Source organism: Actinosynnema pretiosum (genome assembly GCF_002354875.1).
In the GTDB taxonomy this organism is placed as follows: domain Bacteria; phylum Actinomycetota; class Actinomycetes; order Mycobacteriales; family Pseudonocardiaceae; genus Actinosynnema; species Actinosynnema auranticum.
The window spans coordinates 7,628,134-7,653,438 of record NZ_CP023445.1; the positions used below are offsets into that span (position 1 = coordinate 7,628,134).

The following is a 25,305-nucleotide window of genomic DNA, read 5'->3' on the forward strand; positions in this document are numbered from 1 at the left end:
GAAACCCGGCCGAACGCCCCCTCCGATGGGGTCTAAATGCCCTATCGAGGCTTCGGCTGTTAACGAACTCTCGGCGATCACGACTAATCCGTCGTCCGGCTCGCCGAGAGCCACCGCACCACGGGAGTCACCGATGTCCTACCCCCAGCAGCCCACCCAGTACGCGCCGCAGGGCCACCCGCAGCCCGCGCAGAACGGCATGGCGACCGGCAGCCTCGTCCTGGGGCTCGTGGGCCTGCTGCTCAGCTTCATCCCGTTCATCGGCGTCATCGCCTGGCCCATGGTCATCGTCGGCCTGGTCCTCGGCCTGGTCGCCATCTCCAAGCTGAAGAAGAACCCGGCCAACAGCAAGGGCCTGGCCATCAGCGGCACCATCCTGTCGGCGCTGGGGCTGATCGTGTGCATCCTCTGGGCCGCCGTCTTCGGCGCGGCGGTGAACGAGGTCGACGAGCAGTCCAAGAAGGAGGTCACCGTGGTCTACGAGGTGACCGGCGAGGCCCCGTCCGTCTCGGTGAGCTACTCGACCTTCGGCGACGGCAACATGCAGAACAGCAGCGAGGACGTGACGACCCTGCCGTGGACGAAGGAGCTGAAGACCACGGGCCTGTTCAGCGGCGGCTCGCTGACCGTGAGCACGGGAGCCGAGGGCGGCTCGGTGACCTGCAAGGTGACCGTCGACGGCCAGGAGCAGAAGACCTCCACCGCGTCCGGCCCGTTCGCCGTCGCCTCCTGCTCCGGGTTCTGACCCCGTCCGGGAGACGTGGTCAGGGGTCACACGTTCGGGGGTAGACCGCTAACGGGTCCGCACCGCTCCCGATGCCCTCTGCGGAGCGTCCGCATCGACAAAGGGGCTGGGCATGGGTTCCGCGCGGGAGGTGGAGCGGTCGCGGCGGTGGCTGGTGGTGTCCGCCGCGTCGCTGCTGCTGCTCGGCGCGCTGGTGGGCGCGGTGCTGGTGAACGGCCCGTCCGCTCCGAGGTCGGCGACCGTGGTCTACGAGGTGACGGGCGAGGCCGGGCACGCCACCGTCGTGTACTCGACGTTCGACGACGGCGGCGTGTCCACCGGCCAGGAGGAGCTGTCCTCGCTGCCCTGGCGCCGCGAGGTGACCGCGCCGGGCGACGCGCGCGGCGTGCTCACCGTGACGATCGGCGAGCAGGGCGGCGAGGTGGGCTGCCAGGTGAGCGTGGACGGCGTCGAGCGCCGCTCGGCGTCCGCCTCGGGCCCCGGCTCCAGCGCGTTCTGCGGCGGTTTCTAGCCCTTCGGCGGCCCTCGACGGCCCTCTGCGGCCCCTCAGCGCCGCGCTGGACGCCGTTCCCGCGCTACGGGAGGCGGACGCGGGCGGAGGCCCCGCCGAGGACGGACTTGCCGTCGTGGCTGGCGTTGATGTTCACCTTGAAGGTCCCGTCCTCCAGGACCTTGGTGACCTTCGCGGTCACCTCGACCACGGCGCCCTCGTCGTCGTCGGGCACCGGCACGGGCCTGCCGAACCGGGTGCCGTACTCGACCACGGCGGCCGGGTCGCCCGCCCACTCGGTGACGATGCGGCAGGCCATGCCCATGGTGAGCATCCCGTGGGCGATGACGCCGGGCAGCCCGACGCCCTCGGCGAACCGCTGGTTCCAGTGGATGGGGTTGAAGTCCAGGGAGGCGCCCGCGTACGCGACGAGGTGGGCGCGGGTGATGCGCAGGGTGATGGGCGGCAGCTCGTCGCCGACGCTCACCTCGGCCGCGGTGATCACGATTCCCCCCTGACGACGAGCGTGGACCTGGCGGTGGTGACGGCGGCGCCGTGCTGGTCGGTGATCTCCGCGCGCAGCGAGAGCATGTCGTTGCCCATGCGCGAGGTGATGTTGTCGACGGTCAGCGCCACGCTGAGCACGTCCCCGGCGACGATGGGCCGGTGGTGGCTGAACGCCTGGTCGCCGTGCACCACGCGGGTGTAGTCGAGCCCGAGCTCGGGGTCCTCGACGAGCTGCGAGTTGGCGCTCATCGAGACCAGGATCGCGAACGTGGGGGGCGCGATGACGTCGGGGTGCCCGGCCGCGCGCGCGGCGTCCGCGTCCCGGTGCACCGCGCTGGTGGCCCCGACCGCGTCGGCGAACTCCCGGATCTTCTCCCGCCCGACCTCGTAGGGCGGCGTGGGCGGGTAGGACCGTCCGATGAACGAAGCGTCGAGTGGCACGAGACGCAGGTTACGCGACGAGGCCCGCCCCGGAACCAGCCGGGACGGGCCTCGCGTCGCTACGAGAAAAACCTCAGCGGGTTTCCTTGTGCGCCTTGTGCGTCTTGCAGTTCGGGCAGAACTTCTTGATCTCCAGGCGGTCCGGGTCGTTGCGCCGGTTCTTCCTGGTGATGTAGTTGCGGTGCTTGCACTCCTCACACGCAAGAGTGATCTTCGGCCGAACGTCGGTAGCAGCCACGGTCCTCGCCTTTCTCAGAGCACACGATCCCGAAACCCGAAGGCACCTGAAGCGGGCTTACCACTCCAGCGGGGCCACAGAGAAACCTTCTCTGCAAAGGAGCAAACACACCACAAGGGCCAGAACAAATACTGTTCTGGCCCAAATCCCCCAAAAAGGAACGACCCCACCTACCGGACCCCCGAAAGGGGGTCCAGGGGGCAAAGCCCTCCTGGGCGGGGTCCGGGGGCCGCGCCCCCGGTGTGATGCGGAGCGAACATGCCTGCGCTCTCCGCAGGCACAGTTCACCCATTCGCGTAGCGGTGGCCGGACTTGAACCGGCGACACAGCGATTATGAGCCGCTTGCTCTACCAACTGAGCTACACCGCTTTACACGACGCGGGCCGCGATGCTCATGCACCGCGGCCGAGTCGTGGAGCCCCTTTACGGAATCGAACCGTAGACCTTCTCCTTACCATGGAGACGCTCTGCCGACTGAGCTAAAGGGGCTTGCCGCTCTTCGTGCGATCTCGCTTCGCTCTCTGAGCTGAGGAGAACTCTACACAAGATCCCGTCCGAAGTGAAATCGGGGGGCGCCTTCAGTGCACCAGAGTGAGCACCGTCTCATCCCGCGCCCCCCTGACCTGCACGGTTCGCGCTCGCAACCACGCTTCGAAGCGGTCCTCGGACAGCGGCCGGGAGATCAGGTAGCCCTGGGCGACGTCGCAGCCCATCCCGACCAGCTGGTCGCGCGCGGCGTCGTCCTCGACGCCCTCGGCGACGACGGTGAGGCCGAGCGAGTGGCCCAGCTCGACGATGGAGCGGACGACGGCCATGTCGCCGAGGTCGGTGCCCATGCCGAGCACGAAGCTCTTGTCGATCTTCACCTCGTCCACCGGGAGCTGCCGCAGGTAGGCGAGCGACGAGTAGCCGGTGCCGAAGTCGTCCACGGCCAGCACGACGCCCATGGTGTGCAGCCTGCGCAGGACGGGCAGGGCGCGCTCGGGGTCGGCCATGACGCCGGACTCGGTCAGCTCGAACGTGAGCAGCTCCGGCGGGACGCGGTGCCGGTCGAGCGCTTCCTTCACCCGGTCGGGGAACTCCTCGTCGGCGAGGGTGCGCACGGACAGGTTCACCGCGATGGACATCCGCAGGTCGCGGTCCATCCAGCGGCGGACCCGCTCCAGGCCCTTGTCCATGACGAAGTCGGTGAGCACGTCGACGAGCCCGGTCGCCTCGACGGCGGGGATGAACTCGTCGGGGTCGACGCGGCCGAACTCCGGGTGCTTCCAGCGCACGAGCGACTCGGCGCCGATGACCTGCCTGCTCGGCAGGGCGATCTTCGGCTGGTAGTGCACCGAGATCTGGCCGTTCTCCAGCGCGGAGCGGAACTGGGTGACCAGCTGGAAGCGGCGCAGGAAGATCTGGCCCATGCTGGGCGCGTAGGCGCGCATGGGCTCGTTCTCGCTGGTGGCCCGCAGCGCCACGTCGGCGCGCTGGAGCAGCGAGTCCGCGTCCTTGGCGTCGTCCTCGACCTCGGCGACGGCCGCCCAGCCGACGATGGCGCCCGCCTCGACGGTGAGCCGGTCGACGGGGTACGGCACGGACAGGCGGGCGCGCAGGCGCTCGGCGATCTCCTTGACCCGCTCGGCCTTGCGGTCGACCAGGAGCGCGGCGAACGCGCCGCCGTCGAGCCTGGCCAGCGGCACCTCCGGGCCCAGCTCGTCGCGGAGCCTGCGGCCCGCGGCGACGACCATGCGGTTGCCCCACGCCTGGCCGAGGGCGTCCAGGACGGTGGACAGCACGTCCAGGTCGACCCGGAGCACGACGGCGGCCTCGGACTCGCGGACGGGCTCGGCGGCGGCCTCCAGGAAGCCGGTGCGGTTGAGCAGGCCGGTCAGCGGGTCGTGGTAGGCGTCGTGGCGGAGCCTGGCGAGGAGCCTGCGGTTGTCCACGGCGGTGGACAGGTGGTTGGCGAGGGTGCGCAGGAGCTGGATGTCGGCCTTGCCGAACCCGCGCCACCGGCTGAGCCGGTCGTGCACCTCGACGGCGCCGAGCAGCTGGGTGGCCCCGCCGCGCAGCGGGACGACGAGCGCCTCCTGCGCGTCGCGGCGGACGAGGGCGTCGGTGGCCTCCTCGCCCGCGTCGGCGACCCGGAAGTAGCGGACCTGGGTGCCGGGGAGCTGGAGCATCGCGTCCTCGCGGGACAGGCGGGCGTCGTCGCGGCGCATGGCCTGCGGCAGCGGCTCGCCCGCGACGAGGGTGCGCATGGGGGCCTGCGGGTCGGTGCGCAGGCGCAGGACGACGCGGTTGGCGTTGAGCTGCTCGCGGATGCGCTCGGCGATGTGCTGCCACTCGTCGGCCTCGGCCTTGCCGTCCTCGGCGTCGACGGCGGTGGTGGCCCCGCCGCGCGGGCCGGTGCCGTGCCTGCCGGAGCGGGCGACGCGGAGCGAGACCTCGCTGAGCGCCTCCAGGTCGCGCTGCTCGCGCAGCAGGCCGGAGTAGGCGAGGTAGATGGCGGTGATGCCGGCGAAGGCGAGCACGATCAGCAGGCCGCCCCACTGGGCGTGGTCGGCGACCTCGTAGGCGACCAGGCCCGCGGCGGTGTTGAGGAGCGCGACGACGAGGGTCTGCAGGACGAGCCTGCCGCTGGGGGCCAGGCGCATCCCCTTGCGCATGAGGCGCAGGGCGGTGAGGCCGAGGACGCTGGCGAGCAGCGGGACGCTGATGGTGCCGACGAACGCGCCCGCCCAGGCGGGGCCGCTGTCGCCGACGAACCGGTTGACGGCGTCGGCCACGGCGAAGGCGACCGAGATCTCCATGAACATCAGGCCGGCGTTGTAGACGGCGCGGTCGAGTACGCGCCTGCCGAGGAGGGTGCCGACGCCCGCGACGACGTGGGCGGCGAGGACGACCTCGAAGGGGGCGACGAGCAGGCCGAGGACGAGCGGGATCTCGGTGAAGGAGATCGTCCAGGCGACGCCGCTGCGGACGTCGACGTTGATCGCGAGCTGCTCGGCCAGCAGGAAGCCGACGACGAGCAGCGGGCCGGTCCACAGGAGGCTGAGGCGGGACGGGTCGTCGGGGAGGTTCGCCCCCACGAGGAACGCGGACAGGACGCCCGCGGCGAGCAGGAGCACCGCGAAGGCGGTGAACGCTCGGTTGGTCGACCTGGGCGACGTGTTCGACGTCGGGGCCGAGGTCTGGTCGGACATCCAGCCTCCTCGTCGGCCGGGTCGCGGGGTCGGCCGGATCGGCCTGCCTGCGGGGTCCTGGCGTGACTGAGGGGTCTCGAACACCCACCGAGACCCCTCCTATACCTCAATGTACCCCGGTTGGGCGATAAAATGGCAGGTTGGTGAGGGGATTGACACGTGAAGTGACAGATCTACTCACGCGATCAGGTCTTCTGACACTGGCCGGGGGATGGGTGGCCCGTTTGGCCGCTTCGGGGCTTGCGGCGCTCGGCCCTGGAGCGCGGCGGTCGACCGGCGCTACGTTCGGGTGCGGACCCGCTGCTGCCCGACCTCGCGCCCGTCGACCGGCCCTACTCGCTGCAGGAGCACTCCCCTGAGGAGCTCGGCGCGACCTGGCGGGCTCCGCGCTCGCACGTGCTGGCCTGGAGCCCCGGCGACGACCCGGGGCGGCGGCTGCGGGAGTGGCCGCTGACCGGCGGGGGCGATCCGGAGACGGCGGCGCTGGTGACCGTGCCCAGCCGCGCCGAGGACGCGCCGCGCGTGCTGCTGGCGCACGGGTTCGCGCCGCTGGTGGTGCTGGCGGTGCGGGTCGCGGGGCGGGCGACGCCGCCGGGGGACGCGGCGGTGGAGGTGCGGCCGTTGCGGGGCGAGGACCTGGACGTGGCGGCGGCGCTGCACCTGGAGGTGGTGCGGGTGGACGCGCGGTACGGGGTGGTGACCGAGCGGGCGTCGACCGGGAGGTTGTTGCGGGAGCTGCTGGCCGGGGAGGTCGGGCGGGCGGAGCCGGAGGCGTGGCCGGCGTGGCGCGGCGGGGAGCCGGTGGGGCTGCTGACGTGCCAGGGGCCCGCGGGGAGCGGGTGGGTCGCGGGGCGGACGTCGGTGTCGCCGGTGGCGTACCTGGGGGCGCTGGGGGGTGCGGGCGGACCTGCGCGGGGGCGGGGTCGGCGGGGCGCTGGTGGCGTGGCTGCACGCGCGGCTGGACGCGCGGCTGGACGCGGCGGGCGTCGGCGCGCCCCTGCTGCACCACTCCCTGCCGAACCCGCGCTCGACGCCGTTCTGGTGCTCGCGGGGGTACCGGCCGCTGTGGACGACGTGGCAGCGGCGGCCCGCTCGGTGAGGCGGGCTGCTCGGTGAGGTGGGCCGGCGGGTGGCCTGCGGGGTGGGGACCGGGGCCGTTCGAGCTGGGGCTGGTCGTAGCGGGGTTCGGTCGTGCCTGGCTTTGGTCGTGGCCGGTGTTCGGGGTTCTGGCCGGTGTTCGGGTTTCCGGGTTCTCGGGTCAGACGAGCGCGGGGGTCGGGCCGGGCAGTTCGGGGGTGAGCTGGTCGCGGATGGTGGCCAGGCAGCGGCGGGCCTCGACGGCGGCGTGGTGCTGCGCGGCGGCGCTGCCCGCGGCCTCGCGCATCACCAGCCAGGTCGCGGACATCGCGGCGGGGCGCTGGTCGGCGCGCACGGCGGCGAGGAGCTCGCGCTGCTCCGGGAAGGGGTGCAGGGCGATCTGCTCGGTGCAGGCGCGCAGCTCGGCGACGGTCGGGCAGGTCAGGACGCGCGGGGCGACGAGGTGCTCCAGCTTGGCTGGCAGGTCGACGGCGGCCAGCTCACCGGCGGAGAGCGGTCCGAAGTCGAGCACGGCGTCGAGCCCGCGCTCCAGCTCGTCGGCGGCGGCGAGCAGCGCGACGAGCCGCTCGCGCGGCGGCGGCTGCCGGGTCGCGGGCTCGCGCCGCGCGCCGGGGGGCCGCAGCGCCAGCCCGATGACGACGCCGACCACGACCCCGGCGATGACGATCCAGGTTCCGGTCATGCCGGACAGCATCCCGCCCCGTGAGACCCGTAACGCCGTTACGGACGACGACGTGCCGTTCCCGTCGCCGACCGGTCGTCGGGACTTCGGCTGGGCCGATCAGACCAGCCGATCACCCTGTTCGGCGGGCAGTGACGCGATCCCCCGGTCGGGCGACGTCTTGACCGGTACCGACCTCGACCGGCCGGGTGAAACGCCCCGGATCCGGTACGCGCCAGGACCCGCGGCGCTCTCCTTGGTGCGGGGGTCAGCGCGGAGCGAGGGGGGCGTCATGATCGAGACGACGATCGAGCTGTCCGGCCGGGTGCGGGCGATGCTGCGCGCGGTCGCGGCGGGTCGGGCGGAGCTGTCCGGCGGCGGCGAGCCGGACCTGTACGTGGACGGGTTGCCGTGCTCGGACCGGGCCGCGATCCACGACTTGGTGCACCTCGGCCTGGTCAGGGCGCTCGCGGCGGTGCGCCTGGACGAGCGCGCGGTCGCGGAGCTGACCGAGGCGGGCCGAGCGGCGATCGCGCAGGGCTCGAACATGTGTTCGAGATGAGTTATGCTTCATACAGGGCGGGCACGCAAGTGAGAGGAAGCACTTGCGCGCCCGCCCGCCTTGTCGCCTGGGACGCAGGTCCGCTCCGCCCGTTGAGCCCGGCGCGCGAGTACGGGGACCCGATCCCCGACCTGCGCTTCCCGCCGACGTGGACAAGAGGCGGGAATTGACGCCTCAACGCGGCGCGCAGCACTGAGATGTCCCATTCATCGCCTCCGCGCAACGAGTGGAAGCCGGTGAGTTCGGCAGCGAAAACCGGTCGGACGCGGAAGAGGGCTGCGCCGGATAAAAGCTCCGACACGCCCCCCGGCAAGTCGTGCTGCGGGACTGCAGGTCTAAGTCGACCCGCAGCAGGACTCGGATGATCAACGAGATGACGCGGAAGGTCGCCCTGACCGCCTGCCGGCGGCCGGGCGGCCTCCCGGCTCCGGGAGGTTCCGGGCATCCGATCCCGCCCCTCGTCCAGGTCTTCGGGTTCACCGTCGCGCTTCCCCACCCCGCTTCCCGCCTCACCGGTCGAGCAGTCCCTGCGCCCCGGACCACCGAGGTCGGGAACCTACCGCTGAGCCGTCGGCGGAGACGTGACGCCGACGGCCGGCAATAGTCCGGTGGAACGGCGATCGAGTGACTGTTTCGGAATATCCACAGCGCCAAACCGACCATGGAGCATTCGCGGAACAGCGGAGCTTTCCACTCGGAAGAGGGGGATTTGTCGCAGTCACAGCAGTGGCGCTCCTCGACCGGTGGCCGACCGGGCGCAGGCGTCGCGCATGAGGTGAGTCACACGCGCCTGGTCGGCCACACCTTCGAGGGGAACACGCCCCGAGCAGAGCCGCACCGGCGCCCGCGCCCCGCCGAGGAGCGCTTCGACTCCGACGCTCCACCCCTGAGCCCGGATAACCGCGGACGAGCGGCAGCACCCCGTGGAAAGAGAAGACCCCCGTGACCTGTTCTAGCTGGTCACGGGGGTCTTCATCGTGTTGTGGCGGGTAGAGGATTCGAACCTCTGTAGCTTTCGCGACGGATTTACAGTCCGTTTCCTTTACAGGCCCTGACCAGCACTTTTGCTGCCGACAGCTTGCCCCTGGACGCGCCCTGGACGTGACGAGCACATGCCTTTGATCGGAACACCCCACGTGCACGGGGAAGACGATAGCGCGATCTACCGCAACGACCGCGGCTACGGAACACCCCCGCGTGCGCAGGGAAGACGGCCGGGTCGACGCGGACGCGGACGTACTCGCCGGAACACCCCCGCATACGCGGGAAAGACTTCATGCGCGCCCTGAAGCGGGTCGCGGTCTACGGAACACCCCCGCGTGCGCGGGGAAGACGATCTGGCGGTCCCGGCCAGCGGGTTCGCCCTGGGAACACCCCCGCGTGCACGGGGAAGACTACCCGTCCACACCACGCGTGACCTGGTCGTAGGGAACACCCCCGCGTACGCGGGGAAGACAGCCCAGGAGGGCCCGTGATCACGAGCACCAGGGGAACACCCCCGCGTGCGCGGGGAAGACGCGGTCATCGCCTCGTCGAGGTCCAACCCGCCCGGAACACCCCCGCGTGCGCGGGGAAGACGGCGTGAAGAACCTGAACGCGGCGGGCGTCGAGGGAACACCCCCGCGTGCGCGGGGAAGACGGCCTCCCGCCGGTCTCCATCAGCGCGATCCGCGGAACACCCCCGCGTGCGCGGGGAAGACCCACCATCCACGCGGACCAGCTCGGCCTGCACGGAACACCCCCGCGTGCGCGGGGAAGACTTGAACAGGACCCCGGACACCCGATCCACCCCAGGAACACCCCCGCGTGCGCGGGGAAGACACTTCTTGACCTGCGGTTCCCTGAACCAGAACAACGTTTCTCATTCAGTTGAGCACGTGTCGTGCCAAGCACGACGACCTCGGTTCGATCTCGTCAGAGGCCCCAGTATGAGCCCATGCGGAGGAGTAGCCAATGGTCAGCACAACCACGTCGCGCGCGCTGTTGAGCGACCGGCAGAAGCCTTTCCGCTCCACGAGTAGCGTTCAAGCGGTGACGCCGAGTAGGAGTACTAGCCCTCTGACCTCCGCTGAGGCCGAGCGCGTTCTGATCACCGCCTGCCGTCAGGTCGACCTCGACCCCGCCGACGCCGAGTTGCTGCGGATCGGCTCGAACGCCGTCTACAGGCTTCGCACCCCAGTCATCGTCCGCATCGCCCAGGCCGACGCAGACGAGGCGGGCGCCCGCCGTCAGGTCGCGGTTGCCCGCTGGCTGGCCGCAGTCGACTACCCGGCCACAAGGGCACTTCGTGTGAAGCAACCCGTCAAGACCGACGGAGGCTTGGTCACCTTCTGGGAGTCAGCCTCCGAGCGGGAGGACTACGCGCCGATCATCCAGGTCGCACGCCTGATCCGCGAACTGCACGAACTACCGCCGCCGCGCCTGAATCTCCCAGCTTTCGAGCCGTTCACACAGACGCTGACTGACATCGAACAGCACACCGGCAAGGAAAACCTCGACTTCCTGAAAGAGCCGCTGGAAAAGCTCAAAGCGGAGTACGCACTGCTGACCTTCCCGCTCCCAGCAGGCGTTATCCACGGAGACGCCAACGTGGGCAACGTCATCCTGGATCGCGACGGAAACCCGCTGCTCATCGACCTGGACAACTTCGCCATCGGCCCACGCGAGTGGGACCTGGTCCAAACCGCCGCGTTCTACGAACGGTTCGGCTGGCACACCGAAGCCGAGTACCGGACGTTCGTGAACGTCTACGGATTCGACATCATGGAATGGCCCGGTTACCGCGTTCTCGCCGATTACCGCGAGATCGCCATGACCGTCTGGCTGGCCCGGAAGGCGGCGGGTAACCCTGAGGCTGGAGCCGAGTTGACCAAGCGCCTGGCCGCGCTCAGGACCGGCGGGAGCCGCGCGGACTGGGAACCGCTGTAGCCCACAACCGGGTGGTGCGCGCCTGTTCCACGAAGGCGCGCGCCACCGGGCTGTCGCCCAGGCCGTCCAACCGCTGCCGGAACTCCCCCACGTACGACGCACACCGCGCCGACACCAGCTGCTCGCCGACCTGCAACGCGGTCAGCGCCACCCGGCACGCTTCCTCGGCCTCGCCCTGGTGCAGGTAGGCATCGGCCAGCACCATCGTGGCGAAGAAGTCGCTGCGCACCTGTTCGCCGTTGCCGCCCACGGACTGCATTGCGTACGTGGTCGCGTCCACCGCCCGCCCCAGGTCCCGGTTGCAGTGCCCCAGCTCGGCCGCCAGCTCGGCGTCATCGAAGTAGCCGAACCACTCGGCCTGGTCATCACCCTCGCACCGCTCGAACTCCCGTACGGCTACAGCCATAGCCCGGTCGCACGCCGCGGTGTCGCCCAGCCTCGCCAGCGCCCGCGCCTCCATCGCGGAGAAGTGCGCAGCCGACCGCGCCGAGCCTGCCGACTCCGTGCCCACCCGCGCCGCGCGTGCCAGGTTCGCGGCCTCGCGGTAGCGCCCCAGGAACGTGGCCTGGTGGCTCATCGCGTCCAGGATTCCCGCCGCGAGCAACCGGTCACCGGCGGCGTCTGCGAGCTTGAGCGCCTGCACGAAGTACCGCTGCGCCAGGCCGTGCAGGCCCGCGTCGTAGGACATCCAGGCACCGAGCATGGTCGCGCTCGCCGCCACCTGGAACAGCTCCCGGCCGACGACGTCGGTGTAGGTGCCGCGCAGCAGCTGCGCGAGGTCGTTGCGCAGGAACTCAACCAGCGACCGGCGTGCGTGCCCGCCGCCGAACTGGGCGTCCAAGCGGTCGAACAGGTCCACGGTGGTGCGCACGCGAGCGAGGTCGGCGAGGCCCACCACGCGGGCGCCCGTGGACAGCAGCTCGACATCGGCGGCCGAGCTGACCAACCAGGAGAGCGACGCCTCGTTCCAGGCGGCGACGTTGGTCGGCGACGCCAGCAGGGTGTGGACCTGGTCCAGGTCCCCCTGCCACAGCCGCGTCAGCGCGGCGATCCCCTCTTGGGAGCTGTCCGGGTACTTCAGGCCGAGGTCGGCGGGCAGCTTCTCCGTGCGGCCGAAGCCGAGCTCCTCCAGGCCGACCGTCCTACCCAGCCGCTGGCCGAGCGCGGTCGCGATCGCCCGCCGCGTGGGCAGGTCGCGGGGCACCATGCCGTCCAACCAGCGCGAGACGTAGGTGTGGGTGAGCGGTCGCCCGGCGTGCGTGCTGACCGCACGGGCGAACGTCTTGCGCCCCACGGAACCGTCTTCCCGCAGGAACCCGGCCTCGCGCATCAGCGCGGCCAAGCGCTCGTTGCCGTACACGTCGTCACCTCCCGCTGTGCCTCAGTGACCGAGTGTGCCCCCGACTGCGCCCTGTTGTCCGCCGATTCGCGGCCCGAAACTTGAGGTGTCGGGGAAACGGCGATCGCGAGGGGAGGGAACAGTGGTCATCGAGGGCGGTTCACGAACTGGGCAGTCGATCGATCAGGTCACCGACCTTGTCATCCAAGGCGTCGAGTTCCCGGCGGACGGATCGCAACTTGTCACGGAGATCCAGGAGGTCGGCGCGCGCCTCCCTGATCTGCTGCTCGGCGGTCAACGGCTCATCGTCCACTTCGCACACGAACGCCCCGGCGTTCGCCTTGATCCGCACCCGCCCCTCGGCAGCGAGCTGCCGGACCGCTTCTCCCACCGTGTTGGGCGCCGCTCCCATGCGCCTGCCGAGCTCCCGGTAGCCGGGCAGCCGGTCCCCCACCGGGTACCGCCCAGCATCGATGTCACGACGAATCTCATCGGCTAGCTGAGCACGACTGCGCTGCTCAGCGGCGTTCTCAACGTCATCGGCCACCACACCAGAGTACTTCCGCCTTAAGTCACCCGTTGACACGTGTCTCACAGCGTCTTACTGTCTCAAGTCATACAGGCCGCCTTAAGTCACTGGAGAGGTAATGAACGAGCCCTACCTGGTCATCCAGCCGAAGCAGCAGGCCAACGAGCCCGCGCCGCGCCCCACCACCACCACCACGCTGCCCAAGAGCGACCTGGAGCTGCTGAGCAGCGCCCTCCAGGACGCGCTGACCGCGCAGAAGCAGGGCCTGGTCATCGGCCCGCCCGTGGACGAGATCACCCTGCGCCGCGCGGAGCGGCGCGCCCGTCGCGCCGACGCCGCGCGCACCCAGGAGACCTACATCGTCGGCGGTGCAGCGTGACCACCGCGCACTCCCTGAACAGGGGAGACACGTTGTGGACGCTGCTGGGCAGCCTGTCCGGCACCGACTTCGGCGCGCACCCCGCGTGCGTCGGCGAGGACCCGGAGCTGTTCTTCCCGTTCCCCGGTCAGCACGACCAGGTGGCTGCGGCGAAGTCGGTGTGCGGGCGGTGCCCGGTGCGCCAGGCGTGCCTGGCCCACGCGCTGCACCACGACGCGGAGGGCGTGTGGGGCGGCACGACCGAGGACGAGCGGCGGCAGCTGCGCGTGGTGGTCGTGGACCGGGAGGCGGTGGCGTGATGGCCTCGGCGTTCAGGGTCGATGACGGCGGGGACCGGTCCGCCGCGAGTGACGGGGTGTCCCGGTTCGGGGTCTACCTGGAGCGGTCGGGGTTCGAGCGCGTGGAGGACGCGGCCAGCTTCGCCACCTCGGTGGTGCGGGTGGCGCTGCCGCCGGTGATGTCGCCGGGTTACGTGTGGCAGCACCCGCGGGTGCAGGACGTGTCCGCGCTGCGCGGTGACGCCGGTGAGCTGGTGTTCGCGGTCTCCCTGGTGTCGGCGCTGCCCGCCGCGCTGGAGCCGATGGGGCGCCGCTCGCTGGGCTGGGAGCGGAAGCGGTCCGCCGGGCAGGTGTCCTGGTTGGAACCGGAGCGCTGGGACCGGGTCGCGTTGCTGCCGAGCCTGGTGGTGCGCGTGCCGGTCCCGGTGGAGGCGCTGCCCGCGCCGCGCTACCGGGCGGACGGCGTGCCGGAGCTGGGCGCGTCCAAGCGGGCGGTGCGGGTGGTGGTGGCCGAGCTGGAGCGGGTGGTCGCACCGGTGCTGGCGGTGCTGGAGCCGCACGGGGCGGTGGCGTGATGGGCCGCCGGTTCGAGCTGGTCACGGTGGTGTTGCCGTGGAACGGGCAGGCGGTGTTCTGCCGCGGTGAGCTGGACGGGCTGCCGGTGTTCGGGTGGCGGGGCAGGCCGGGCGCGGTCCCGGCCGGGTTGTGCACCCGGCGGCAGCTGCGCGCCGAGGGGTTGCGGCCCGGCGGGGCGGACCCGGTGGCGCTGTTGGTGTTCGGCCACCGGCGTCCGGCGCGGTCGGTGGAGGTGTGCCCGCTGTGGCTCCGGGAGACCGCGCGTGCGGTGCGGCCGATGACACCGGCGAAGTGGTCGGCGCACCGGGCGGCGATGCGCGCCCGCCGGTTCTGCCGTACCTGCCTGGCCGAGGTGGACCACGTGGTGCGCGGTCCGCTGCGCCAGTGCTCGACCTGCTACCAGTCCGACGACGCGACCTGGAGCGCCGCATGAGCAAGCACCAGCGCAACCTGATCGACCCGACGACCGGCAACCGGTTCACCCAGGACCGCCCCTACGGCCCGGTCCAGCCGGTCACCAGCTCGGACGGCACCCCGCCGCCCTCGCAGCGCTCCCGCTCGTGGGAGCACCTGGTGGCCAGCGGCTACGACCTTCAGCCCGACGACTGACTTCGCCCGGACCGGCGGGCACGTCCCGCCAAGAACAACCCCGCCGGTCCGGCCCACCCACAACACGCCCCGAGGGGGCGAGTGAGGAGAGCACCAGCATGTCGAGCACGGACAAGTCCCACAAGCCGCTGTTGCGGCCTGATGAGTACCGCGAGGCCGCGCGCACGGTCCTGACCTTGACCGACGCCGACCAGGACCTGCTGGCCAGGGCGGCTGGCCGCTACCTGGACGTGGCCGACGTGGTCGAGCGCGCCGCCGAGGTGCCCGCCGAGCGGCGCGCCCAGTTCGCCCACGACGTCGACCACGTCGTGGAGCACCTGGTCAAGGCGCTGACGGTCACGACCAACAACAGCTGGCCGCTGCTGGCTACGGCGCGGGTGTACCTGCGGCTGGCCGGGGACGCGGCGCGCCCGCAGCAGGGGTGGGTGGCCTGATGGCGATGGGGTGCCTGGGCAGGATGCTGTCCGCGCCGTTCGTGCTGGTGGGGTCGCTGCTGAAGCTGCTGTTCCTCCCGGCTCTGGTGCTGGTGTTCGTGGTGCTGCTGGCCCCGGAGGGCTGGGGCCTGGTGGTCGGGGTCGGGCTGGCGGGCTACCTGGCGGGCGTCATCACGGCGTTCCGGGCCGGGGCGCGGGGCATGACGCGGTCGCTGGAGCGCAGCGGCATCCGCTTCACCGGTGACGAGCGCGCGGGGAGGCGGTGATGGCGGTGATTGATCGCAGGGCTGTGCGGATCGCCGCCGACGCCGAGGCCAAGATCCGGGTCGCCGACGCCGAGGCCGCGCGGAAGCTGGAGGCGCAGCGGGCGCGGATCGAGCTGGAGCGGTTGCAGGCCGAGGCCGACCGGGTGAGCCGGGCCGAGCGGGACGTCGAGCGGCGGGCCGAGCGGGAGCGGCGCCGGGATGAGCGGCGGGTGCGGCGCGCCGAGGGCAAGGCGCGGCGGGCGGAGCTGGTGGCCGGGGTGCTGGACGGGTTCGCCGACAAGGTGATCGTGGTGCCGGTGCTCATGGCGATGGCCGGGGCCTGGTGGGGGCAGTTTCAGGTCTTCCACCAGCGGCTGTCCTGGCCGGTGCCGTTGGCCGCCGCCGCGGCGACCGGGATCGAGTGCATCGGGGTGGTGTGCGGGCGGTTGGCGCACCTGGCGCGCCGCCAGGTCACCGTGACCGGGGCGGACGGGGTGCAGGTGACCCGTGACGACTCGGCGTGGGTGGAGCGGTCGGTGATGTGGGCGGTGGTCGGGTACGCCGCCGCGTCGAACTGGGCGCACGCCGGTGACCCGACGGTGGGGGCGCTGTCGGTGGTGGGGGTGGCGGTGTGGGAGGCGCGGGAGCGTCGGGTGCACCGGCTGGCTCTGGCTGAAGCCGGGAGGCTTCCGGCGCGGCGCCCGAGGTTCGGTGCGGTGCGGTGGGTTCGGTACCCCGGCTGGACGTGGCGGGCGTGGTCGGCCGCGTTGCGGCACGGGCTGGCGGACGCGGCCGAGGCGTTGGCGGTGGCTGATCGGGAGACGGCCGAGCGGAAGGTCCGGCGGGCCTCGCACCGGGCGTTGGGGTGGCGGGCGCGGCGCAGGTTCGGTCGCGTGGTGGCCAAGCGGCTGGAGGCGACCGACGTGGCGCGGCGCGCAGCTGCGGCGGAGGTGATCCGGCAGGCCGAGGAGGTCATCGGCGCGGCGGCGATGCTGTTCGGTCCGCGCGCCCTGACCGAGGCGACCCGGTCGCGACCGACCAGCGCGAACACCGTCCCGGCCGAGGACGACGGGAAGGTATCCCGGTCACGGCGCTGGGGCCGCAACCTCCAGGCTTCAGCCTCCCCCGAGCACGCGGCCGAGGCGACCGGGACGGCGGCCGGGGACACCGGCGAGAGCGCCCTGGTGGTGGTCGACGGGGTCGACATCACCGACCTGATGCCCACCGCCCGCACCGTGGCGGCCGGGCTGGGCGACCGGCTCAACCGGGACGGGCTGCTGGACGGGTTGCGCGAGGCGGGCCTGTCGGTCGGCGGTCGCCGTCGCAAGGCGGTCTACGACGCGGTGCTGGCCGAGCGCGACCGGGTCGCGGCCTGACCTTCCGGGTGCGGCACCCACACCCGCCGCGTGGGTGTCGCCGCCCGGTCGGCCACGGCCCGACCACCCCGCACCACTTCCGTCCGGAAAGGACCCCTCATGGCCAGGCCCGAGTTCAAGGAGCCCGAGTTCACCGGGACCGTCTCCCTGCACGACTACTGCAACACCGCCCGGAACATCCTGCGCCCCTACGGCTACCAACTGGTGGTGGCCAGCGAGGAGCTGGGCGCGGCGCTGAAGTACACCCGGCCGCAGAACCCCGAGGAGTACAAGCGGATGCCGAACTGGGTGCGGGCCGAGCTGGTCTCCCGGCACCTGGCGCACTCCGCCGAGGCCCTGATCGTGGCCCAGAAGTCCCTGGTCGCGACGTACCTGGCCTACCGCAAGTACTTCGTCGGCGCGGGTCCGGACGAGATCGCCTCGGGCCCCAAGCGCAAGTGGGACTACAGCAGCTGACCCGCCGTTCGTGCGGTGACCGCGAGAACAACCAGCGAGAGGAGCAGGTGATGGGCAGGCGTACCGGCGGTACCCGCACGACGGAGTACGAGCAGAACAAGGACTTCGGCTACTACGTGCCGCGCAGCTACTGGGCCTCACGGGTCGCCCCGTACGTGGGTGAGTGGGCCGCAGTGGGCGGGATGTGGGCGGCGGGGGCTGCCACGCACGTGCTGTGCGCGGATTCCGAAGTGCTGCCCTGGGTCACGCCGGGGCTGACGCTGCTGGGCACCGGGTTGTCGGCGGTGGCGTGGAAGGCGGGTGCGGCGCGCGGGCTGTCCACCCGGCTGCACGCCACCGCGACCACCGCCCTGGGCGGGCTGTGGCTCACGGCATCCTCGATCGTGGCGCCGTGGACGCAGCCGATGACCGGGCTGTGCCTGTACGGCGGCGCGGCGGTGGCGCTGTCCTGGAACATCCGCCGGGTGCTGTCCAGGGGCAGCGGCAACGGCGGTGAGGACGGCACGGGCGGGCTGTTCGAGAAGATCAAGCTGGCCGGGGTGCGCACCGGGCAGGTGGCGGTGGCCCCGAACAAGGTCGTTGTGCCGCTGGCGCTTGAGGCCGGTGAGGTGTCCATCGAGGACGTGCAGAAGAGCGCGGACAAGGTGGCCCAGGTGCTGCGCCTGCACAAGGGCTCGGTGCGGATCACCGGCGACCCGGACGACCTCTCGCGCGGCGAGATGACGATCGTGCCGCAGGACGTGCTGCGCAAGCCCCAGCCCTGGCCCGGCCCCTCGCACCCCGGCGGCTCGATCACCGACCCGCTCGTGTCCGGCCTGTACGAGGACAACGAGCCGCAGTGCCTCTACCTGCCCGGCGACAAGAAGACGCAGCGGCAGGCCACGCACTACGTGGTGCAGGGCATGAACGGCTCCGGCAAGAGCCACGGGGCGAAGCTGGTGTGGGCGGAGATCCTGACCCGGATCAACGTCAACCTGCTGGTGCTGGACCCGTCCAAGGGCGAGCAGACGGTCGGGTTCCTCGGGGACGACACGCCGGTGGTGATCGGTCAGCAGCAGTGCCAGGACCTGATCTCCAAGGTCCCCGACGTGATCACCGACCGGGCCACCCAGCTCGGCCGGTGGGGCTTCGACCAGTGGACCCCCGAGGCGCACGCCAAGCACGGGATGCCCTACCTGGTGATCTGGGTGGAGGAGGCCCCGCGCGTGCTGGAGGACGCCAGGACCATCACGCGCATCGCCCAGGAGGCCCGCTCGGCCGGGATCTCGCTGGTGCTCTCGCTCCAGAAGGCCAGCTTCCGGCAGATGTCCACCGACATCCGCTCGCAGCTGGGCGGGGTGTGGTGCTTCGGGGTCAGCCAGATCGAGGACGCCGCGTTCACCCTGTCCGAGGAGGTCATCGACGCCGGTGCCCGCCCGGACCGCTGGAAGAACCGCCGCCCCGGCTGCAACTACCTGGAGGGTCCCGGCATCGAGGAGGAGCGCTTCCCCGTCCCCGCGCGCACCTTCGACGTCGGCTCCGATGAGCTGTCCGAGGCGATCCAGGCACACGCCGACGTCCGGGCGCCGCTCTGGGAGCCCACCGCCCGAATCCTGGGCCTGCCCGTGAAGCCCGCCAGTGAGAAGGGAACCGCCGTGCCCGCGCCCAAGCCCACCCAGTCCACCGACGACTTGGACGTTCTGCCCCTGCCCGAGGGCGACGACGTGCCGCCGCTGCCGGAGAACGACGACCCGGACCTGGAGTGCGGCCCGGAGGACGAGCTGCCCACGCTCCCGGAGACCGAGTGGCCCGGTGGCAAGCCCACCCGCAAGCAGGCGATCGCGATGCTGCACAGCGCGATCGAGGAGCTGATCGCCCAGGGGCGCACCGAGCTGACCGTGCGCGACCTGCCGGACCCGGCGCTGCTGGGCCGGGGGCGGGCGTGGCTGTCCGGGGAGCTGGGCCAGTTCGCGCTCCAGGGCCTGCTGGTCGAGGACGGGCAGGACGGGCAGGCCATCCGCTACCGCATCCCCACGCGGGAGGCTGACGCAGCGTGACCGACGCGGGCGTTCCTGACGCTGCCTGACGTCAGGGTCAGGAACGCCCGCGAACCCCGGTCCGACGCGTGCGCGCGCACGCCTGCGCGCGAACCGCCTTTCATAACACCGTTCTGACACAACCTGACGCCACGTCGGGTCGACCTTCCACACCCATCTGACGCTACGCACAGTAATCAAAAGGAGGTTCCGATCATGGAACTGGTCACCGGCACCACCACCCGCGACTTCGCCGCCGAGGAGCGCTCGCTGCGGCTGCGCGCCGAGATCACCGAGGTGCAGGACGAGCTGCGCAAGGGCGACGCCAAGGTCCAGGTGCTGCTGGCCCTGTTCGGCGCGGGCCTGGCCGCGGTGGTGGCCCTGTACCGGGACGGGGTCTCGCTCCCGGCCACGGTGCTGCTGTTCCTGGCCGCGCTCCCGATGGGCGCCGCGCTGGCGTTCCTGCTGCTGACCGTGCGCCCGTGGCTGGAGGGCACCGGCGGGTTCCTGCGCTGGGCCGCCTACCACCGCGAGCCCGAGGCCGTCATCGCCGACCTGGCCGACGCCACTCCGACCGAGCTGGCGCACGAGCTGGTGGGCATGTCCGCGCTCGCCCTGAACCGCTACCGCCGCATCCGCACCGCCGTGCACCTGCTGCTGCCCTCCCTGGCCCTGATCGCCCTGGCCGTCCCGCTCGCCTGACCCCGCCCCATTCCCACCGTCCACACAGGAGAAAACCGTGAAGGACCTGGACGTTCTCAACTGCCTGCGCGGCGTGTTCGACGCCCTGGACGCCGCGAACGCCGGTCGGCGCGAGCTGGGCCACACCACCCGCGACCGGCTCGTCACCGCGCTGGAGCACCTGGCCACGGTCATGCGGGGCACCCGGACGGCGTTGCGCCGATGCGGCGAGGGCGCCCGGCAGCTGGCCGAGACCACCGAGCACCCCGACCTTGCCGAGCTGGCGCACGAGTTCGAGACCGCCACGACCCCCTTGGTCGAGCGGGCCGCCACCGCCCTCCGAGCGTTCGAGACCGCCCGCGACCGCGCCCAGGCCGCCCTGCGCACCCGTGCTCCGGGGCCGGGCAAGTACGGCCCGACCGCCGGGGAGCAGTCGCTGGCGATGCTGGCCGACGCCGCCGACCTGATGGACCGCGGCTTCCGCCCGGTCCTCACCCCGGCCGGGTTGGAGCAGGCCACCGACGAGCTGGAGCGCATCGCCTCCCTGACCGCCGAGCTGGCCCACGCCCTGGCCGACGCCGCCCACCGGCTGGCCCAGGTCTGCACCACCAAGTCCGCCGCCGAGGCCCAGCACCGCAACTGCGAGCGGGTGCACGTCGCCCGGATGCGCACCAGCGAGCTGGACCGCGCCCTGGTCCCCCTCGGGGTCCTGGCCGGGCGGCTGCACGAGCTGGACGCCCGCGACCGCGACGCCTGAGCAGGCAACCCACCCGCACACCGTCATCGAGGAGGAGCACATGCAGCGCAGTGACCAGCAGGCCCTCATCAGGGTCACCGAGGGACTGGGAGCCCTGGAAGCGGCCCACACCGTGCGCGACCTGCTCGCACACGTCTCGCGCGAGCAGCTGACCGAGGCCCTGCACCACCTGGCCCAGGTCGCCAGGGGCACCGCCTGGGCGCTCAACGGCGTCGCCGAGGGCGCCGGCCACCTGGCGCAGGACGCGGCGGGCACCGGGCAGTGGCCGGAGCTGGCCGAGTTGGCACGTGAGATCGAGACCTCCGCCCGCGCCACCGTGGACAAGACCAAGAGCCAGCGCACCGCCTTCGGCACCGCCCACAACACCGCCCGCGTCGCCCAAGGCGGCACGCCTCCCAGGCCCGACAGCTCCAGCCCGCGGCTCGGAGAACGGGCGGTGTCGCACCTGGAGCGCGCCGAGGCCCTGCTCCACCACCCCGGACACCGCGTCACCGACGTGAGCGTGCTCCGGACCGTGACGGGCGCGCTGGAGCGGATCACGGACCTGGTGGCCGGTCTGGCCGACCACTGCGCCCGCGCCGCGAACAGGTTGGCCTCGCGCTCCACCGACGAGGACGCGGCCGAACGCCACCGCGACACCGCCCGCGACGTCGCGACCGCCCGGCGGCTCACCCGTGAGGTGCGCCGCGAGCTGGAGCGGGTCCACGACCTGACCGGGCAGCTGCACGAGCTGACCGCCCGCCCCGCGCGGTCCTGACCCATGACGTCGGGGCGGGCGCGAAAGCCCGCCCCGACGTCACCCCCGAGCACCGTCCACTCAGGAGGCACACGTGAACGACAAGGACACCCTGTCCCGGCTCACCGAGGCCGTGGCCGCGCTCGACACCGCCCACGAGGGCAGGCGCAACCGGGGGCACATCGAGCGCTCCCGCGTGGAGATCACCCTCGGGCACCTGCACTCGGTGGCGCGCGGCGTGGGAGCCATGCTCGACCAGTGCGCGCGCAGCGCGCCGTGGCTGGCACTCGACACCGACACGGTCGAGACGGTGGCCGAGTTCGAGGGGAGCGTCCGGGCCACCACGCCCCTGTGCGCGTCCACCACGCAGGCTCTGCGCGTCGCCCACAACGCAGCCTGGGCCGCGTACTGCCCCACCGAGCCGGGAGCACCGAGGTTCGGCCTGATGGTGGGCGAGAACGTGGTCTTCGCGGTGGAGGAGGCCGCCGGTCTGCTCTCCCACGGTGCCACCCCGGTCATCACCACGGCCGTGATGCACGAGGTGGTGGGCGCGCTGCTGAGGATCACCGAACTGGTGGTCGAGCTGCTTGGCCGCTGCTCCGAGGCCACCGACGAGCTGGGCAGGAACGCCACCACGGCGACCGCGGCCGAGGGGTACCGCGCCGCCAACCAGGCAGTCGGCAACGCCCGGCGGCGCACCGTCGAACTGCGGCAGGGCCTGGCCGCGCTGCACGAGCAGGCCGGGCAGTTGCGCGAGCTGTCAGTCCGGACCCGCAGGCCCTGACCGTCTCGGTCGTGGCGGCCCCCTGCCCCGGCCTTCACCGCAGTGGAGTTCACGTGGACACCCCTCGTCTGGCCCTGACCGGCACCGCGCACCACGAGGCCGGGCACGCCGTCATCGCCCTGGCCCTGGGCGGGACGGTGCGCGCGATCCGCCTGACCCGCGTCGGCGGCGACTGGCGCGGCGACATCGGGCTGCGCTTCCCCGACGACCCGCAGGTCGTCCCCGACCTGGTGGTGGCGATGCTCGCCGGTGCCCACGCCGAACGGCACTGGCACGAACTGCACCGCCCCCGCCGCGCGCACTACCCGTACGACATCGACGCGGGCACCGCCTGGGACCGCGACCAGGCCCACGAACTGCTCGCCGCGCTGCCCCGCCACCAGCGCCCCGCCCACCACGAGCTGGACGCCAGGGCCGCGCGCCTGGTGGTCGCCCACTGGGCCCGCGTCGAGCACCTGGCCGCCCGCCTGATCCAGCACAAGCAGCCCAGCGCCTGACCCAGAAACCCGACACCGGCAAGGAGAACACCATGGACAAGATCCGCTTCGCCGTCCTGCTCTACCCGCACCCGACCCCCGCCAAGGGCTGGCTCAGCGACGTGATCTGCAACGAGGGTCCCTACTCCGGGCAGGGCGCCCGCCCCTACGACCAGGCCGTGTCCGCAGCCGACGGGGCGCTGGACGAAATGTTCGCCGGTCTGGAGCGGCAGACGGTCGAGGTCTGGACGATCCACACCAGCCAGCAGGTCGCCAGTGACCTCAAGCTCCTCTCCCCCACCGCCATGTTCCGCCGCCTGGACGCCCTGGAAGGCGACGGCATCACCGTCGACCGCCAGAAGGTGCGCCTGCGCTGACCGGTTGCGGGTGGCCGGGCCACGCGCCCGGCCACCCGCTCCACCACCTCGGAAGGAGCCACCGTCATGACCATGCTCGCCAGCGCCCTGGCCGCCGTCACGCGGGGCTGGGCGGTGTTCCCGCTGCGGCCCGGCGGCAAGCTGCCCGCCCTGCACGGCACCGCCCGCTGCCCCCGCACCGGCCCCTGCGCCACCGGCCACCTGGGTTGGGAGCAGCGCGCCATGACCGATCCCGACCAGGTCCGCTGGTACTGGGGCAGCCCGCGATTCCGCGACTGCAATGTCGGCACAGCCTGCGGTCCCAGCGGCCTGGTGGTGGTCGACCTGGACACGGCCAAGTCCGACCAGGACGTGGTCCCGGATGGCTGGAGCCGGAAGGAGGTCGGGGACGGGCTGGACATGTTCGCCCTGGTCTGCGCGCAGGCCGGACAGCCCGTGCCCGCCGAGACGCTAACCGTGGCCACGCCCTCCGGCGGCACCCACCTCTACTACCGCGCACCCGCCGGGACGGCGCTGCGCAACACCCAGGGCGGGCTCGGCTGGAAGATCGACACCAGGGCGTGGGGCGGCTACGTGGTGGCGCCCGGCAGCAGCACCCCCACCGGCCTCTACACGACCACCACCGACCTGCCCGTGGCCGACCTGCCCACCTGGTTGCACCAGCGCCTGTCCCCCAGGCCCGTGGTGGCCCGCACAGCCGCTCCCCAGGCGCGTTCAGAGCGGCTTCCGGCCTACGTGGACTCGGCGATCCGGGGCGAGTGCGACAAGGTCTCAGCAGCTCCCTCAGGGCAGCACAGCAGCGTGCTCTTCACCGCCGCCGTCGCCCTCGGCCAACTCGTCGGAGCCCAAGCCCTCCCCTCGGCTACAGCCGAAGACGCGCTCTACGCAGCCGCCAGTCACATGATCACCGGCCAGTGCCGCTGCACCGACCGCGAAGTGCTCCGCACCATCGCCAACGGCCTGCGTGCCGGTGCCTCCCGCCCGCGCACCCTGCCCAAGACGGGTGCGGCATGAGGGCCCGGTTCCTGCTGGGCTTCCACCAGCCCGGCGCGCTGGCCACCGCCGGAGTCCCGCTGTTCGTCTCCGACACCCGCCTGCGCCCCTACAAGACCCTTCCCCGCGCGATCGCCCCGTGGGGCCTGGACTCCGGAGGCTTCACCCAACTCCAGAAGCACGGCCGCTGGACCGTCGGGGCGCGCGAGTACGTGACGCGGGTGCGCCGCTACCACGACGAGATCGGGCACCTGGAGTTCGCCGCCATCCAGGACTGGATGTGTGAACCCATCGTCATCTCCGGCGGCCGGGCCGGGCGGATGCACTTCGCCGGGACCGGCTTGTCCGTGGCCGAACACCAGCGGCGCACCGTGGCCAGCGCGGTGCAGCTGCGCGAGATCGCCCCCGACCTGCCCTGGCTGCCGGTCATCCAGGGCTACACAGCCGACCAGTACCGCCACTGCATCGACCTCTACGAGCACGCCGGGATCGATCTGTCCGCCGAACCGCTCGTGGGGATCGGGTCGGTGTGCCGCCGCCAGGGCATGGAGGAAGCCCACCAGATCGTCCGCGCCGTCCGCGACCACGGCGTGGCGCGCCTGCACGGCTTCGGGGTCAAGACCCTGGGGCTGCGCCTGTTCGGCGACCTGCTCGACTCCGCCGACTCGATGGCCTGGTCCGAGGACGCCCGCCGCAAAAAGCGCCCACTCTGCGGCAGCGTCCACCCGCGCGGAGCCAAGAACTGCGCCAACTGCCTGACCTGGGCCAAGCAATGGCGCACCCACCTGCTCGCCAGACACCCACCCGACAGACCCCAACTCCGGCTCTTCGACGACCTCGACGACGCCGCCTGACCAACCCGCCAGCGGAAAGGAACCCTCTCGTGAACACGCCGAACCTGACCGCACTCATCGGCCCGCCGGGCGCGGGCAAGACCACCCTGCGCACCGCCTACCCAGACGCGCTGGTGGTCAGCCTGGACGACAACCGCCGCGCCCTGTCCTGGTGCGGCTGCGCCAACAACCAGGACGACCGGCTGCGCGCGTTCGCCGTGCAGCTGGCACACACCATCGCCCACCACGCCCTCGCCCACGGCCGGGACGTGCTGTGGGACGCCACCAACGCCCACCCCGCCGACCGCGCCGCCCTGCTGCTGCTCGCCGCCGAGGTCGGGGCCACCACCACCGCCCGCCTGGTCCTGCCGCCACTGGAGACCGTGCTGCACCGGAACCGCCAGCGCAGCAACGAGCAGTGCGCCTGCGGCCACTCCCCCCGCGTGCCCGACCAGGTCGTCCGCGCCATGCACACCACGATCACCCACGACCTGCCCGCCCTCCCCCGCGAGGGCTGGACGCGGATCAAACTCCCGCCCACCACCACCAGCAGCACGACCGCGTGAA

General features: G+C 72.1%; 31 protein-coding genes, 3 tRNA genes and 1 CRISPR repeat array. Of the genes, 24 read left to right on the forward strand and 10 right to left on the reverse strand.

The features are described from left to right. The first annotated feature begins 133 nt into the window (after positions 1–133). Entirely contained in the window at positions 134–745 is a 612-nt protein-coding gene (locus tag CNX65_RS32605) for an MmpS family transport accessory protein (RefSeq protein ID WP_096497150.1), read from the forward strand. Between the two features lie 112 nt (positions 746–857). Continuing rightward, positions 858–1,256, forward strand: coding sequence for a hypothetical protein (locus tag CNX65_RS32610; RefSeq protein ID WP_096497151.1), 399 nt, complete (start codon positions 858–860; stop codon positions 1,254–1,256). A gap of 64 nt (positions 1,257–1,320) precedes the next feature. Here the strand turns inward: CNX65_RS32610 and CNX65_RS32615 are convergent, their stop codons facing one another. From CNX65_RS32615 to CNX65_RS32640, 6 genes are all read right to left on the reverse strand, one after another. After that, positions 1,321–1,740, reverse strand: a complete 420-nt coding sequence (locus CNX65_RS32615) for a MaoC family dehydratase (RefSeq protein ID WP_015805321.1) — start codon at positions 1,738–1,740, stop codon at positions 1,321–1,323. Beyond that, complete coding sequence (locus CNX65_RS32620) at positions 1,737–2,183, reverse strand: FAS1-like dehydratase domain-containing protein (RefSeq protein ID WP_096497152.1); 447 nt, start codon at positions 2,181–2,183, stop codon at positions 1,737–1,739. The genes CNX65_RS32615 and CNX65_RS32620 overlap by 4 nt, the downstream gene beginning before the upstream one ends. A 73-nt stretch (positions 2,184–2,256) precedes the next feature. After that, a complete protein-coding gene (gene rpmG / locus CNX65_RS32625) occupies positions 2,257–2,421 on the reverse strand; it encodes a 50S ribosomal protein L33 (protein ID WP_015805323.1) in 165 nt (54 codons plus the stop codon). A 297-nt stretch (positions 2,422–2,718) separates the two neighbouring features. Then, positions 2,719–2,791: transfer RNA gene (locus CNX65_RS32630), tRNA-Met, on the reverse strand. Between the two features lie 44 nt (positions 2,792–2,835). Beyond that, a tRNA-Thr gene (locus CNX65_RS32635) sits at positions 2,836–2,911 on the reverse strand. An 89-nt stretch (positions 2,912–3,000) separates the two neighbouring features. After that, on the reverse strand, positions 3,001–5,616 hold the full coding sequence (locus CNX65_RS32640; protein WP_096497153.1) for a putative bifunctional diguanylate cyclase/phosphodiesterase: 2,616 nt from the start codon (positions 5,614–5,616) through the stop codon (positions 3,001–3,003). Between the two features lie 240 nt (positions 5,617–5,856). On the opposite strand from CNX65_RS32640, the gene CNX65_RS32645 reads away from it, so the two are divergent. Further along, positions 5,857–6,732 carry a hypothetical protein gene (locus CNX65_RS32645; protein ID WP_096497154.1) on the forward strand — a complete coding sequence of 292 codons (876 nt, stop codon included), beginning with the start codon at positions 5,857–5,859 and terminating at the stop codon, positions 6,730–6,732. A gap of 142 nt (positions 6,733–6,874) precedes the next feature. Here the strand turns inward: CNX65_RS32645 and CNX65_RS32650 are convergent, their stop codons facing one another. Continuing rightward, a complete protein-coding gene (locus tag CNX65_RS32650; protein ID WP_015805325.1) occupies positions 6,875–7,396 on the reverse strand; it encodes a hypothetical protein in 522 nt (173 codons plus the stop codon). Between the two features lie 271 nt (positions 7,397–7,667). Between CNX65_RS32650 and CNX65_RS32655 the strand changes: the two genes are divergently transcribed. Then, positions 7,668–7,937, forward strand: a complete 270-nt coding sequence (locus CNX65_RS32655; RefSeq protein ID WP_096497155.1) for a hypothetical protein — start codon at positions 7,668–7,670, stop codon at positions 7,935–7,937. 983 nt (positions 7,938–8,920) lie between these two features. On the opposite strand, the gene CNX65_RS35880 is transcribed toward CNX65_RS32655, so the two are convergent. Next, positions 8,921–9,022, reverse strand: a tRNA-Tyr gene (locus CNX65_RS35880). 99 nt (positions 9,023–9,121) lie between these two features. Continuing rightward, positions 9,122–9,758: direct repeats of the CRISPR family, unit length 28 nt; unit sequence GGAACACCCCCGCGTGCGCGGGGAAGAC. A 132-nt stretch (positions 9,759–9,890) separates the two neighbouring features. Here CNX65_RS35880 and CNX65_RS32660 point away from each other — a divergent pair. Next, positions 9,891–10,865, forward strand: a complete 975-nt coding sequence (locus CNX65_RS32660) for an aminoglycoside phosphotransferase family protein (RefSeq protein ID WP_096497156.1) — start codon at positions 9,891–9,893, stop codon at positions 10,863–10,865. On the opposite strand, the gene CNX65_RS32665 is transcribed toward CNX65_RS32660, so the two are convergent. Both CNX65_RS32665 and CNX65_RS32670 read right to left on the reverse strand, forming a co-directional pair. Beyond that, a complete protein-coding gene (locus tag CNX65_RS32665; RefSeq protein WP_096497157.1) occupies positions 10,825–12,225 on the reverse strand; it encodes a regulator in 1,401 nt (466 codons plus the stop codon). The genes CNX65_RS32660 and CNX65_RS32665 overlap by 41 nt on opposite strands. A gap of 139 nt (positions 12,226–12,364) precedes the next feature. Continuing rightward, positions 12,365–12,751 (reverse strand): winged helix-turn-helix domain-containing protein, encoded by a 387-nt coding sequence (locus tag CNX65_RS32670; protein ID WP_157767939.1) that lies wholly within the window; start codon positions 12,749–12,751, stop codon positions 12,365–12,367. A 100-nt stretch (positions 12,752–12,851) separates the two neighbouring features. Here CNX65_RS32670 and CNX65_RS32675 point away from each other — a divergent pair, with 100 nt between their 5' ends. From CNX65_RS32675 to CNX65_RS32765, 19 genes are all read left to right on the forward strand, one after another. Beyond that, positions 12,852–13,112, forward strand: a complete 261-nt coding sequence (locus CNX65_RS32675) for a hypothetical protein (protein ID WP_096497159.1) — start codon at positions 12,852–12,854, stop codon at positions 13,110–13,112. Beyond that, entirely contained in the window at positions 13,109–13,411 is a 303-nt protein-coding gene (locus CNX65_RS32680; RefSeq protein ID WP_408608526.1) for a WhiB family transcriptional regulator, read from the forward strand. Before CNX65_RS32675 ends, CNX65_RS32680 begins: the two co-directional genes overlap by 4 nt. Then, positions 13,411–13,965 carry a hypothetical protein gene (locus tag CNX65_RS32685; RefSeq protein ID WP_096492575.1) on the forward strand — a complete coding sequence of 185 codons (555 nt, stop codon included), beginning with the start codon at positions 13,411–13,413 and terminating at the stop codon, positions 13,963–13,965. Before CNX65_RS32680 ends, CNX65_RS32685 begins: the two co-directional genes overlap by 1 nt. Further along, entirely contained in the window at positions 13,965–14,399 is a 435-nt protein-coding gene (locus CNX65_RS32690) for an RRQRL motif-containing zinc-binding protein (protein ID WP_177154700.1), read from the forward strand. The genes CNX65_RS32685 and CNX65_RS32690 overlap by 1 nt, the downstream gene beginning before the upstream one ends. Then, positions 14,396–14,575 carry a hypothetical protein gene (locus CNX65_RS32695; protein WP_096492574.1) on the forward strand — a complete coding sequence of 60 codons (180 nt, stop codon included), beginning with the start codon at positions 14,396–14,398 and terminating at the stop codon, positions 14,573–14,575. The genes CNX65_RS32690 and CNX65_RS32695 overlap by 4 nt, the downstream gene beginning before the upstream one ends. Positions 14,576–14,673: 98 nt before the next feature. Continuing rightward, complete coding sequence (locus CNX65_RS32700; protein ID WP_096492573.1) at positions 14,674–15,009, forward strand: hypothetical protein; 336 nt, start codon at positions 14,674–14,676, stop codon at positions 15,007–15,009. Further along, positions 15,009–15,275 carry a hypothetical protein gene (locus tag CNX65_RS32705; protein WP_157767576.1) on the forward strand — a complete coding sequence of 89 codons (267 nt, stop codon included), beginning with the start codon at positions 15,009–15,011 and terminating at the stop codon, positions 15,273–15,275. The genes CNX65_RS32700 and CNX65_RS32705 overlap by 1 nt, the downstream gene beginning before the upstream one ends. Beyond that, positions 15,275–16,630, forward strand: a complete 1,356-nt coding sequence (locus CNX65_RS35885; RefSeq protein ID WP_157767940.1) for a hypothetical protein — start codon at positions 15,275–15,277, stop codon at positions 16,628–16,630. Before CNX65_RS32705 ends, CNX65_RS35885 begins: the two co-directional genes overlap by 1 nt. Before the next feature lie 99 nt (positions 16,631–16,729). Then, positions 16,730–17,086 carry a hypothetical protein gene (locus CNX65_RS32715; RefSeq protein WP_096492568.1) on the forward strand — a complete coding sequence of 119 codons (357 nt, stop codon included), beginning with the start codon at positions 16,730–16,732 and terminating at the stop codon, positions 17,084–17,086. A gap of 50 nt (positions 17,087–17,136) precedes the next feature. Next, a complete protein-coding gene (traB, locus tag CNX65_RS32720) occupies positions 17,137–19,122 on the forward strand; it encodes a plasmid transfer protein TraB (RefSeq protein ID WP_096492567.1) in 1,986 nt (661 codons plus the stop codon). A 195-nt stretch (positions 19,123–19,317) separates the two neighbouring features. Continuing rightward, positions 19,318–19,803: a Pycsar system effector family protein gene (locus CNX65_RS32725; protein ID WP_096497160.1), complete on the forward strand. Its 486-nt coding sequence runs from the start codon at positions 19,318–19,320 to the stop codon at positions 19,801–19,803. A gap of 37 nt (positions 19,804–19,840) precedes the next feature. Next, positions 19,841–20,539, forward strand: coding sequence for a hypothetical protein (locus CNX65_RS32730; protein ID WP_096492565.1), 699 nt, complete (start codon positions 19,841–19,843; stop codon positions 20,537–20,539). Between the two features lie 40 nt (positions 20,540–20,579). Next, positions 20,580–21,296: a hypothetical protein gene (locus CNX65_RS32735; RefSeq protein WP_096497161.1), complete on the forward strand. Its 717-nt coding sequence runs from the start codon at positions 20,580–20,582 to the stop codon at positions 21,294–21,296. Between the two features lie 73 nt (positions 21,297–21,369). Beyond that, positions 21,370–22,059 (forward strand): hypothetical protein, encoded by a 690-nt coding sequence (locus tag CNX65_RS32740; protein WP_096497162.1) that lies wholly within the window; start codon positions 21,370–21,372, stop codon positions 22,057–22,059. Between the two features lie 53 nt (positions 22,060–22,112). Beyond that, positions 22,113–22,556, forward strand: a complete 444-nt coding sequence (locus tag CNX65_RS32745; RefSeq protein WP_096497163.1) for a hypothetical protein — start codon at positions 22,113–22,115, stop codon at positions 22,554–22,556. A gap of 32 nt (positions 22,557–22,588) precedes the next feature. Next, positions 22,589–22,912, forward strand: a complete 324-nt coding sequence (locus CNX65_RS32750; protein ID WP_096497164.1) for a hypothetical protein — start codon at positions 22,589–22,591, stop codon at positions 22,910–22,912. A gap of 66 nt (positions 22,913–22,978) precedes the next feature. Next, on the forward strand, positions 22,979–23,926 hold the full coding sequence (locus tag CNX65_RS32755) for a bifunctional DNA primase/polymerase (RefSeq protein WP_096497165.1): 948 nt from the start codon (positions 22,979–22,981) through the stop codon (positions 23,924–23,926). Further along, the gene (locus CNX65_RS32760) at positions 23,923–24,759 is read left to right on the forward strand and encodes a deazapurine DNA modification protein DpdA family protein (protein WP_096497166.1); all 837 of its coding nucleotides are present in this window, start codon (positions 23,923–23,925) and stop codon (positions 24,757–24,759) included. Before CNX65_RS32755 ends, CNX65_RS32760 begins: the two co-directional genes overlap by 4 nt. A 29-nt stretch (positions 24,760–24,788) precedes the next feature. After that, on the forward strand, positions 24,789–25,304 hold the full coding sequence (locus tag CNX65_RS32765; protein WP_157767941.1) for an ATP-binding protein: 516 nt from the start codon (positions 24,789–24,791) through the stop codon (positions 25,302–25,304). Position 25,305 lies beyond the last annotated feature (1 nt).

What these genes read in the sequence shown, in the direction of transcription:
- CNX65_RS32605 (WP_096497150.1), top strand. Translation starts at nt 134, where the DNA reads ATGTCCTACCCCCAGCAGCCCACCCAGTACGCGCCGCAGGGCCACCCG.
- CNX65_RS32610 (WP_096497151.1), top strand. Translation starts at nt 858, where the DNA reads ATGGGTTCCGCGCGGGAGGTGGAGCGGTCGCGGCGGTGGCTGGTGGTG.
- CNX65_RS32640 (WP_096497153.1), bottom strand. Translation starts at nt 5,616, where the DNA reads ATGTCCGACCAGACCTCGGCCCCGACGTCGAACACGTCGCCCAGGTCG.
- CNX65_RS32650 (WP_015805325.1), bottom strand. Translation starts at nt 7,396, where the DNA reads ATGACCGGAACCTGGATCGTCATCGCCGGGGTCGTGGTCGGCGTCGTC.
- CNX65_RS32655 (WP_096497155.1), top strand. Translation starts at nt 7,668, where the DNA reads ATGATCGAGACGACGATCGAGCTGTCCGGCCGGGTGCGGGCGATGCTG.
- CNX65_RS32660 (WP_096497156.1), top strand. Translation starts at nt 9,891, where the DNA reads ATGGTCAGCACAACCACGTCGCGCGCGCTGTTGAGCGACCGGCAGAAG.
- CNX65_RS32675 (WP_096497159.1), top strand. Translation starts at nt 12,852, where the DNA reads ATGAACGAGCCCTACCTGGTCATCCAGCCGAAGCAGCAGGCCAACGAG.
- CNX65_RS32685 (WP_096492575.1), top strand. Translation starts at nt 13,411, where the DNA reads ATGGCCTCGGCGTTCAGGGTCGATGACGGCGGGGACCGGTCCGCCGCG.
- CNX65_RS32690 (WP_177154700.1), top strand. Translation starts at nt 13,965, where the DNA reads ATGGGCCGCCGGTTCGAGCTGGTCACGGTGGTGTTGCCGTGGAACGGG.
- CNX65_RS32695 (WP_096492574.1), top strand. Translation starts at nt 14,396, where the DNA reads ATGAGCAAGCACCAGCGCAACCTGATCGACCCGACGACCGGCAACCGG.
- CNX65_RS32700 (WP_096492573.1), top strand. Translation starts at nt 14,674, where the DNA reads ATGTCGAGCACGGACAAGTCCCACAAGCCGCTGTTGCGGCCTGATGAG.
- CNX65_RS32705 (WP_157767576.1), top strand. Translation starts at nt 15,009, where the DNA reads ATGGCGATGGGGTGCCTGGGCAGGATGCTGTCCGCGCCGTTCGTGCTG.
- CNX65_RS35885 (WP_157767940.1), top strand. Translation starts at nt 15,275, where the DNA reads ATGGCGGTGATTGATCGCAGGGCTGTGCGGATCGCCGCCGACGCCGAG.
- CNX65_RS32715 (WP_096492568.1), top strand. Translation starts at nt 16,730, where the DNA reads ATGGCCAGGCCCGAGTTCAAGGAGCCCGAGTTCACCGGGACCGTCTCC.
- traB (WP_096492567.1), top strand. Translation starts at nt 17,137, where the DNA reads ATGGGCAGGCGTACCGGCGGTACCCGCACGACGGAGTACGAGCAGAAC.
- CNX65_RS32725 (WP_096497160.1), top strand. Translation starts at nt 19,318, where the DNA reads ATGGAACTGGTCACCGGCACCACCACCCGCGACTTCGCCGCCGAGGAG.
- CNX65_RS32735 (WP_096497161.1), top strand. Translation starts at nt 20,580, where the DNA reads ATGCAGCGCAGTGACCAGCAGGCCCTCATCAGGGTCACCGAGGGACTG.
- CNX65_RS32750 (WP_096497164.1), top strand. Translation starts at nt 22,589, where the DNA reads ATGGACAAGATCCGCTTCGCCGTCCTGCTCTACCCGCACCCGACCCCC.
- CNX65_RS32755 (WP_096497165.1), top strand. Translation starts at nt 22,979, where the DNA reads ATGACCATGCTCGCCAGCGCCCTGGCCGCCGTCACGCGGGGCTGGGCG.
- CNX65_RS32760 (WP_096497166.1), top strand. Translation starts at nt 23,923, where the DNA reads ATGAGGGCCCGGTTCCTGCTGGGCTTCCACCAGCCCGGCGCGCTGGCC.